This window comes from Herbaspirillum sp. AP02, from assembly GCF_015767275.1.
Lineage (GTDB): Bacteria > Pseudomonadota > Gammaproteobacteria > Burkholderiales > Burkholderiaceae_D > Herbaspirillum.
Genome location: NZ_JADWMY010000010.1, coordinates 190,961 through 199,913, shown reverse-complemented (window position 1 = coordinate 199,913; position 8,953 = coordinate 190,961). Strand labels below are relative to the sequence as shown.

Below are 8,953 nucleotides of genomic sequence, written 5' to 3'. Positions count from 1 at the left end.
GCGGGGGGAAGGGCGTGGCAGCTTGGCTCATGAACGGAAATGGTCGAAGGAATCCGGCGTGTCCTGCAGGGGTTCACCGGCGGCGTCAAGCAGGCGCAGCCCGGGTACGGCATCGATGCTGCCGATGCGCGTGACCGGCGTGCCGGCCGCCTGGGCGGCCTTGTAGACGGCATCGCGCTGGCGTACCGGGGCGGTGAAGCAGAGTTCGTAGTCGTCACCGCCGGACAAGGTGAAGCGGCGGCGCAGGTGCAGGTCGCGCTGCTGCAGCGCGGGGCCGGGCGGCAGGGCGTCCACGTCCAGCGTTGCGCCGACGCGGGAACGCGTCAGGATGTGGCCGAGGTCACCGGCCAGGCCATCCGAGATATCGATGGCAGCGTGGGCAATGCCGCGCAGGGCCAGGCCCAGCGCCACGCGTGGAGTCGGTGCATGCATGCGGGGCGCGGCCAGGGCCAGTGCTTCCGCATTGACGGCCAATCCTTCAGTGAATTCGCTGCGATAACCCGCCAGCGCCAGGCGCGCATCCCCCAGCGTACCGGAGACCCAGATATCGTCACCAGCACGCGCGGCGTCGCGGCGCAAGGCCTGTTGCGGCGGCACTTCGCCGAACACGGTGATGCTGATGGTCAGCGGACCCTTGGTGGTGTCGCCGCCGATCAGTTCGCAGCCATGCTCGTCGGCCAGCGCCAGCATGCCCTGGGAAAACGGTGCCAGCCATTCGGCGCGGGCTTCCGGCAGGGCCAGCGCCAGCGTGAAGGCAATCGGCTGCGCACCCATGGCGGCCAGGTCGGACAGGTTCACGGCCAGGCACTTGTGGCCCAGGGTGGCGGGATCGGCATCGGGAAAGAAGTGTCGGCCGGCGACCAGCATGTCGCTGGAAATGGCCAGTTGCATGCCCGGTGCCGGTGTCATCAGCGCGCAGTCGTCCCCCACGCCGAGCGCCGTGCGGCTGTCGGGGGCGGGTGGGCGGCTGAAATAGCGCGCAATGAGTTCGAATTCGGAAAGCATGGGGCCGATTGTAACCAATCCGTCATCGCTTCAGGCGCACAATCTCCGCCGGTATGTTCACCTGTGTGTCTGCCTGTCTGCCCATCCATGCCGGGATTGTTGCGGTGCAGCGCAAATGTGAAGTGATCGCGTCCTTCGAGCGCCCCTTGCGTGTTCCTGAAAGGCTAGGGGTTTTCCCCAATACCCGTCATTGGGCGACGGTGTCAGCCTGTCGTGCCGGAAATCAAGCAGTAGGCAAATGCGTACATCACACGGTAACCGGACGTCATCTGCCCGCTGAAAGCCCATGTTCGCGAACATCATGTGCCATTGGTGAAACGCCGCAAAGCCAGTCCCGAAAAGGCTTTGCGCGGGGCAGCATAAGGCTGTCGGCCTATGATTGAGGGCCGACCTCTGCTAGAATCGACCCTCTTCGCAAGTCAACTAGAGAATACAGAGTTATGGATTCGATGATCAGTAAGAAAGAAGAAGTGCGTCAGCAACTTCGTCAGGCAGCGCTGGATTACCACGAGTTTCCCACCCCGGGCAAGATCGCGGTCACGCCCACCAAGCTGCTGACCAACCAGCGTGATCTCTCCCTCGCGTATTCTCCCGGCGTGGCCGCGGCCTGCGAAGAAATCGTCGCTGATCCCCTCAACGCCTTCCGCTACACCGCCCGTGGCAACCTGGTGGCTGTGATCACCAACGGCACCGCCGTGCTGGGCCTGGGCAACATCGGTGCGCTGGCCTCCAAGCCGGTGATGGAAGGCAAGGGCGTGCTGTTCAAGAAGTTCGCCGGCATCGACGTCTTCGACATCGAAATCAACGAGACCGACCCCGACAAGCTGATCGACGTCATCGCGGCCCTGGAGCCGACCTTCGGCGGCATCAACCTGGAAGACATCAAGGCCCCCGAGTGCTTCTACATCGAGCGCAAGCTGCGCGAGAAGATGAAGATCCCGGTCTTCCACGATGACCAGCACGGTACCGCCATCATCGTCGGCGCCGCCATCCTGAACGGCCTGAAGGTGGTCGGCAAGGACATCAAGAACGTCAAGCTGGTGGTCTCCGGCGCGGGCGCGGCAGCGCTGGCCTGCCTGGACCTGATCGTCGACCTCGGCTTCCCGATCGAGAACATCTACGTCACCGACCTGGCCGGCGTGGTCTACAAGGGCCGCCAGGAACTGATGGACCCGGACAAGGAACGTTTCGCCCGCGAAACCGATGCCCGTACCCTGGCCGAAGTGATCCCCGATGCCGACATCTTCCTGGGCCTGTCGGCCGCCGGCGTGTTGAAGCCCGAGATGGTCAAGCAGATGGCGGCCCGTCCGCTGGTGCTGGCCCTGGCCAACCCGACCCCGGAAATCCTGCCGGAAGACGTCATGGCCGTGCGCGACGACGCCATCATCGCCACCGGCCGTTCGGACTATCCGAACCAGGTCAACAACGTGCTGTGCTTCCCCTACATCTTCCGTGGCGCGCTCGATTCCGGCGCCACCACCATCACCCGCGAGATGGAGATCGCCACCGTCCACGCCATCGCCGAGCTGGCCCAGGCCGAGCAATCCGATATCGTGGCCTCGACCTATGGCATCGCCAACCTGTCCTTCGGCCCGGAATACATCATTCCCAAGCCCTTCGACCCGCGCCTGATGATCAAGATCGCGCCGGCCGTGGCGCGTGCTGCCGAGAGCTCCGGCGTGGCCGCCCGTCCGATCCAGGACATGGATGCCTACATCGAGAAGCTGGAACAGTTCGTCTACCACAGCGGCACCTTCATGCGCCCGATCTTCCAGGTCGCCAAGAAGGCCGCCGAAGCCAACAAGCGCATCGTCTACGCCGAAGGTGAAGAAGAGCGCGTGCTGCGCGCGGTGCAGGTGATCGTCGACGAAAACCTGGCCAAGCCGATCCTGGTGGGCCGTCCGGAAGTGCTGGAACAGCGCATCAAGAAGTTCGGCCTGCGCCTGCGCCCCGGCACCGATTTCGAAGTCATCAATCCCAACTTCGACGACCGCTACCGCGACTACTGGCAGAGCTTCCTGGAGATGTCCCGCCGCAAGGGCGTCACCGAGCAATACGCCAAGCTGGAAATGCGTCGCCGCCATACCCTGATCGGCTCCATGGCGATCCACAAGGGCGATGCCGACGGCATGATCTGCGGCACCTACGGCACCACCCAGCTGCACCTGCACTACATCGACCAGGTCCTGGGCAAGCGCGAAGGCGTCAATGTCTATGCCGCGATGAATGCGGTGATCCTGCCCAATCGCCAACTGGTGATGGTGGATACCCACGTCAACGAAAACCCCAACGCCCACGAGCTGGCCGAGATCACCATGCTGGCCGCCGAGGAAATGCGTCGCTTCGGCCTGCACCCGCGTGCAGCCTTGCTGTCGCATTCCAACTTCGGTTCCAGCAACAGCGAATCGGCCCGCAAGATGCGCGATGCCCTGGCCATCCTGCGCGAAATCGCGCCGGAGCTGGAAGTGGACGGCGAAATGCACGGTGACACCGCCCTCGAATCCAAGCTGCTGCATGCGGTGATCCCGGATTCGCCGTTGAAGGGTGACGCCAACCTGCTGGTCATGCCCAACATCGATGCCGCCAACATCGCCTACAACCTGCTCAAGACTGCTTCGGGTAACGGCGTGGCGATCGGCCCGATCCTGCTGGGTTGCGCCAAGCCGGTGCATATCCTGACGCCGTCGGCCACCGTGCGCCGCATCATCAACATGACCGCCCTGTGCGTCATGGATGCGCTGTCGGAGCGTTGATCGCAGCGCGGCGGCATGATGATCATGGCCGCCGCAAGTCACTGATTCAAGCGCAGGACCGTGAAAGCGGCGCATGTCGACCTGACATGCGCCGCTTTTTTTCGTCCCTGCGGTCGGGCTGGTCTGGATGGATTCCCGGACATGCGGCGCGGCAGCATTCCGGGAATCCGCCGGACTCATGCGCGTTTTTGCCTGTGCTGGAAATAAAAATTCAATTAAATCAATGGCTTATGTGTTTTCGTGGCCTTGCCTGGTGCTTGGCACGAAGCCTGCAATAAGAGCCACAAAACAAAAGCAAATAGGGAGACAGACCTCTGAGGCGGGCCAGCATCGTCCTCACCCCGACGGCGGTTTGCGTCGCTCTCCTGATTGCCTTGTTCCGGTTCCACCAAAAGCAAGATGACCCGCCGCACGACCCACGCGCCAGCGCCGGGAAGGAGCGGCCCACACAGGAGATCTCCATGAGCGACACCATCAAACTGAGCGCGGCAGAGTACCGCAAGCGCATCTTCGCCATCCTCGGCGCATCCTCGGGCAACCTGGTCGAATGGTTCGACTTCTATGTCTATTCCTTCTGCGCCATCTACTTCGCCCCGGCCTTCTTCCCCAAGGGCGATGCGACCAGCCAGTTGCTCAACACCGCGGGCGTGTTTGCAGCCGGCTTCCTGATGCGTCCCATCGGCGGCTGGCTGTTCGGCCGCATCGCCGACAAGCATGGCCGCAAGACCTCCATGCTGATCTCGGTGCTGATGATGTGCGGCGGCTCGCTGGCCGTGGCCGTGTTGCCGACCTATGCCACCATCGGCGCCTGGGCCCCGGCCCTGCTGCTGCTGGCACGCCTGTTCCAGGGCCTGTCGGTGGGTGGTGAGTACGGTACCTCGGCCACCTACATGAGTGAAGTGGCGCCCAATGGGCGTCGCGGCTTCTTCGCCTCCTTCCAGTATGTGACCCTGATCGGTGGCCAGTTGCTGGCGGTGCTGGTGCTGTTCGGCATGCAGCAATGGCTGACCAAGGCCGAACTGATGGCCTGGGGCTGGCGCATTCCCTTCGTGCTGGGCGCGGTCGGTGCGCTGGTGGCGATGTATCTGCGCAGCTCGCTGGCCGAGACCTCGTCGGCCGGTGCACGTAAGAAGAAGGACGCCGGCACCTTGAAGGGTCTGCTGCAGCACAAGCGCGCCTTCCTGAACGTGGTTGGCTTCACCGCCGGTGGGTCGCTGATGTTCTACACCTTCACCACCTACATGCAGAAGTACCTGGTCAACACCGCCGGCATGGACCCCAAGGTCGCCAACGGCGTCATGACCGGTGCGCTGTTCGTCTACATGATCCTGCAACCGATCTTCGGCGCCATCTCGGACAAGATCGGCCGTCGCAATTCCATGCTCTGCTTCGCCTTCTTCGGCATGGTCGGCACCTTCCCCATCCTGCACTTCCTGAAGGACGTGAGCAGCCCGGGCGTGGCCATGGCGCTGGCCATCCTGGCCCTGACCATCGTCAGCTTCTACACCTCCATCAGCGGCCTGATCAAGGCCGAGATGTTCCCGCCCGAAGTGCGCGCCCTGGGCGTGGGCCTGTCCTATGCAGTGGGTAACGCCATCTTTGGCGGCTCGGCCGAGTTCGTGGCACTGTCGCTGAAGTCGGCCGGGGTGGAATCGGCCTTCTACTGGTATGTCAGCGCCCTGTGCCTGGTGGCCCTGATCATCAGCCTGCGCATGCCCGACCCGCAACGCCACGGCCACCTCAAGGGCGATGTCGCCATGAACCCGGACGAGCAGGACGCCGCCGCCGAACCCGGCAAGCTGCACAAGCCGGCCTGATCGGCTTGGCGCTGGCATCAGCGCGGTACCAGCGCGGCAGCATCGGCTGTCGCGTTATCATGTGGTCTTCAACGCGGCGCCCAGCGGGGCGCCGCGCTGCTTTTATCCCTGCGAATTTGTCACTTCGAACGCATGCGAGCCAGACGCAACCTGCTGATCCTGATCCTCTTTCTCACTTCCACGCTACTGGTGTGCGGGATCACCTATCGCGTGGCCTTGCGCAAGGCCGAGACGGACCAGCAGAACATGGGCGCGGCGCAATTGCAGATCGCCGCGCTGGACCTGGAATCGATCCTGCAGAAGTACGAGGCGCTACCCTTTGCCCTGGGCTTCCAGACCGATGTGCGCCAGGTCCTGCAGCATCCCGAGGATGCCCTGGCGGTGGACCGCCTGAACCGCGCCTTCAAGACCATCCAGCAGCAATCCCGGGCAGTCAACATCTTCATGCTGGATCGCCGGGGACTGACGCTGGCTTCCAGCAACTGGGATGATGAATTCAGCTTCGTCGGTCGTGACTTCGGTTTTCGTCCTTACTTCCGGGAAGCGGTGCAGGGGCGGGCGGGGCGCTTCTACGGCATCGGCAACATCTCCAGCGAGCCGGGCTATTTCATCGCGCAACCGATCTACCGGCGCCAGGACCAGGCCGAGGGAGACCTGCCCATCGGCGTCATGGTGGTCAAGGTGGACCTGGCCGAGTTCGAACATACCTGGCGCAGCAGCAGCGATCCGATCACCCTGACCGATGCCGGCGGCGTGGTCTTCCTCTCCAACCGCCCGGAATGGAAATACCACAGCCTGCAGGCCCTGAGCGCGCCGGTGCAGCAGGAGCTGGCCGGCACCCACCAATATGCCGACCTGCCCATCACCCCGGTGACGGCGCTGCCGCCGGCCTTGCAGCGCGGCTTCGGCACCCACGTCTCGCGCACGGTGGGGCGGCTGGGCTGGCAGTTGATGCTGTTCCCCTCGCAGGTGCGCATGCAGCGCACGGCCATGCTCTCGACCATGGCCGCCGCCCTGTTCATGCTGGCGCTGGCCATTTCGCTGCTGGCCTGGTACCAGCACCGGCGCCGCCTGCAGGAGCGGCTGGAGTCACGCGATGCCCTGCGCCGCGCCGCCGAGGAACTGGACCAGCGCATCGCCCAGCGCACCGAAGAACTGACCGCCGCCAACCAGGCCATCGCCACCAAGTACGCCAAGCTGCAGCAGACCGAAAGCCTGTTGCGCAGCACCCAGGACGAGCTGGTGCAGGCCGGCAAGCTGGCCATGCTGGGCCAGATGGCGGCTGGCGTCACGCACGAGCTGAACCAACCGCTGGCAGCGATCCGCGCCTTTGCCGACAATTCGGTGAAGTTCCTGGCGCGTGGCCAGCAGGCCCAGGCGGCGGAAAACCTGCAACACATCAGCAGCGCCAGCGCCCACATGGGCCGCATCATCGGCCAGTTGAAGGGCTTTGCGCGCAAGAGCGGCGATGCGCCGGTGGCGGTCGATCTGCGCCAGGCCATTGAGGCCTCGGTGCTGCTGCTGTCGGGCGACTTCGAGAAGCAGGGCATCGAAGTGCGCATCGAACTGCGCGAAGCCGTTCACGTCACCGGCGACGTGGTGCGCACCGAGCAGGTCCTGATCAACCTTCTGCGCAATGCCCTGGATGCCGTCGAAGAGGCGCCGCGCAAATGTGTCTGCGTGCTGCTGGAGGTCGATCACGCACAGCGCCAGGCGGTGCTGCGCATCCGCGATTCCGGCACCGGCATTGCCGACGAGGTGGCGCCGCACCTGTTCGAACCCTTCTTCACCACCAAGTCCTCCAGCAAGGGCCTGGGATTGGGACTGGCGATTTCCTCATCGATCGTGCAAGCCATGAATGGTCAGTTGAGCGCGCATAATCATGAACAGGGCGGCGCCGAATTCGTGGTGCGCCTGCCCCTGTTGAAAACGGAGAATTGATGGACAGACAAAGCGGCGCCCCGAGCGCCATCCTGATCGAGGACGAGCAGGCCGTGCGCCACGCCACCGCCCAGGCGCTGGAGCTGGAGGGTTTTACGGTGACCGCCTGCGCCAGCGCCGAGCAGGCCCTGCCTTTGCTGACCCGCGACTTTGCCGGTGTGCTGGTGACCGATGTGCGCCTGCCGGGCTGGTCCGGCCTGCAGGTGCTGGCGCATGTGGTGGCCATCGACCCCGACCTGCCGGTGATCGTGGTCACCGGCCACGGCGACGTTGGCATGGCGGTGGAGGCCATGCGCGCCGGCGCCTATGACTTCGTCGAAAAACCCTTCAGTTCGGACGGCCTGCTGGAGATTGCCCTGCGCGCCCAGGAAAAGCGCAGCCTGGTGCTGGAAAACCGTCGCCTGCGCGAAGCCTGGGCACATGACCCGGAACTGCCGCCGCTGGTCGGCCAGTCGCCCGCCATCGAACGCGTGCGCACGCTCATCCGCAGCCTGGGGCCGGCCGACGTGGATGTCCTGATCAACGGCCAGACCGGCAGCGGCAAGGAAGTGGTGGCGCGCCAGCTGCATGCCGCCAGCGGCCGCAAGGGACCGTTCGTGGCCCTCAATTGCGGGGCCCTGCCGGAATCCGTATTCGAGAGCGAAATCTTCGGCCACGAGGCCGGGGCCTTCACCGGCGCGCAGAAGCGTCGCATCGGCAAGCTGGAATATGCCGACGGCGGCACGCTCTTCCTCGACGAAATCGAAAGCATGCCGCTGGCCCTGCAGGTCAAGCTGCTACGGGTGCTGCAGGAGCGGCGCCTGGAGCGCCTGGGCGGCAACGATTCGGTCGCCATCGATTGCCGCGTGGTCGCCGCCAGCAAGGCCGACCTGTTGAAGCTGGCCGGCGAGGGCCAGTTTCGCGAAGACCTGTACTACCGCATCGGCGTGGTCTCCATCGACCTGCCGGCGCTGAACCAGCGCAGCAGTGATATCCCGCTGTTGCTGGCGCATTTCTGCCAGGCCGCAGCCGTGCGTTACCGGCGCGAGTCGCCGTCCTGGACGGCAGCACAGATGCAGCAATGGCAGCAGCGCGACTGGCCCGGCAACGTGCGCGAGCTGCGCAATTTCGCCGACCGCTGGGTGCTGGGCGTGGAGCAGATCGCCGGCCTCGGTACGCCGGCCGACGATCTGCCGGCGTCCCCCTTGCCGGAGCAGGTGGAGCAGTTCGAAGCGGGCCTCATCGCGGCGGCCTTGAAGGACAGCGAGGGCAGCGTGGCGGTGGCGGCCGAACGATTGGGGATCCCGCGCAAGACGCTCTACGACAAGATTCGCAAGTACCAGCTGGCGGCCGCCTGACCTGACTGCATACGCGCAAAACGCCAATCACAGATCGCCAATAGAAAACGCCGCTGCGAAGCGCTCGCAGCGGCGTTTGCTTGCCTGCTTATCTGGTTGC

General features: G+C 64.6%; 5 protein-coding genes. 4 read left to right on the top strand and 1 reads right to left on the bottom strand.

Translation table 11 applies throughout. The features are described from left to right. Positions 1–27: 27 nt before the first annotated feature. Positions 28–1,005 carry a thiamine-phosphate kinase gene (thiL, locus tag I5R65_RS19495; RefSeq protein ID WP_180670555.1) on the bottom strand — a complete coding sequence of 326 codons (978 nt, stop codon included), beginning with the start codon at positions 1,003–1,005 and terminating at the stop codon, positions 28–30. A gap of 440 nt (positions 1,006–1,445) precedes the next feature. On the opposite strand from thiL, the gene I5R65_RS19490 reads away from it, so the two are divergent. The 4 genes from I5R65_RS19490 to I5R65_RS19475 all read left to right on the top strand — a co-directional run bounded on the left by I5R65_RS19490 (position 1,446) and on the right by I5R65_RS19475 (position 8,853). Further along, positions 1,446–3,758 (top strand): NADP-dependent malic enzyme, encoded by a 2,313-nt coding sequence (locus tag I5R65_RS19490; protein ID WP_219341884.1) that lies wholly within the window; start codon positions 1,446–1,448, stop codon positions 3,756–3,758. 461 nt (positions 3,759–4,219) lie between these two features. Next, the gene (locus I5R65_RS19485; RefSeq protein WP_180670553.1) at positions 4,220–5,575 is read left to right on the top strand and encodes an MFS family transporter; all 1,356 of its coding nucleotides are present in this window, start codon (positions 4,220–4,222) and stop codon (positions 5,573–5,575) included. Positions 5,576–5,707: 132 nt separating this feature from the next. Then, positions 5,708–7,516, top strand: coding sequence for an ATP-binding protein (locus I5R65_RS19480; RefSeq protein WP_180670551.1), 1,809 nt, complete (start codon positions 5,708–5,710; stop codon positions 7,514–7,516). Next, complete coding sequence (locus tag I5R65_RS19475) at positions 7,516–8,853, top strand: sigma-54 dependent transcriptional regulator (RefSeq protein ID WP_180670549.1); 1,338 nt, start codon at positions 7,516–7,518, stop codon at positions 8,851–8,853. Before I5R65_RS19480 ends, I5R65_RS19475 begins: the two co-directional genes overlap by 1 nt. Positions 8,854–8,953: the final 100 nt, after the last annotated feature.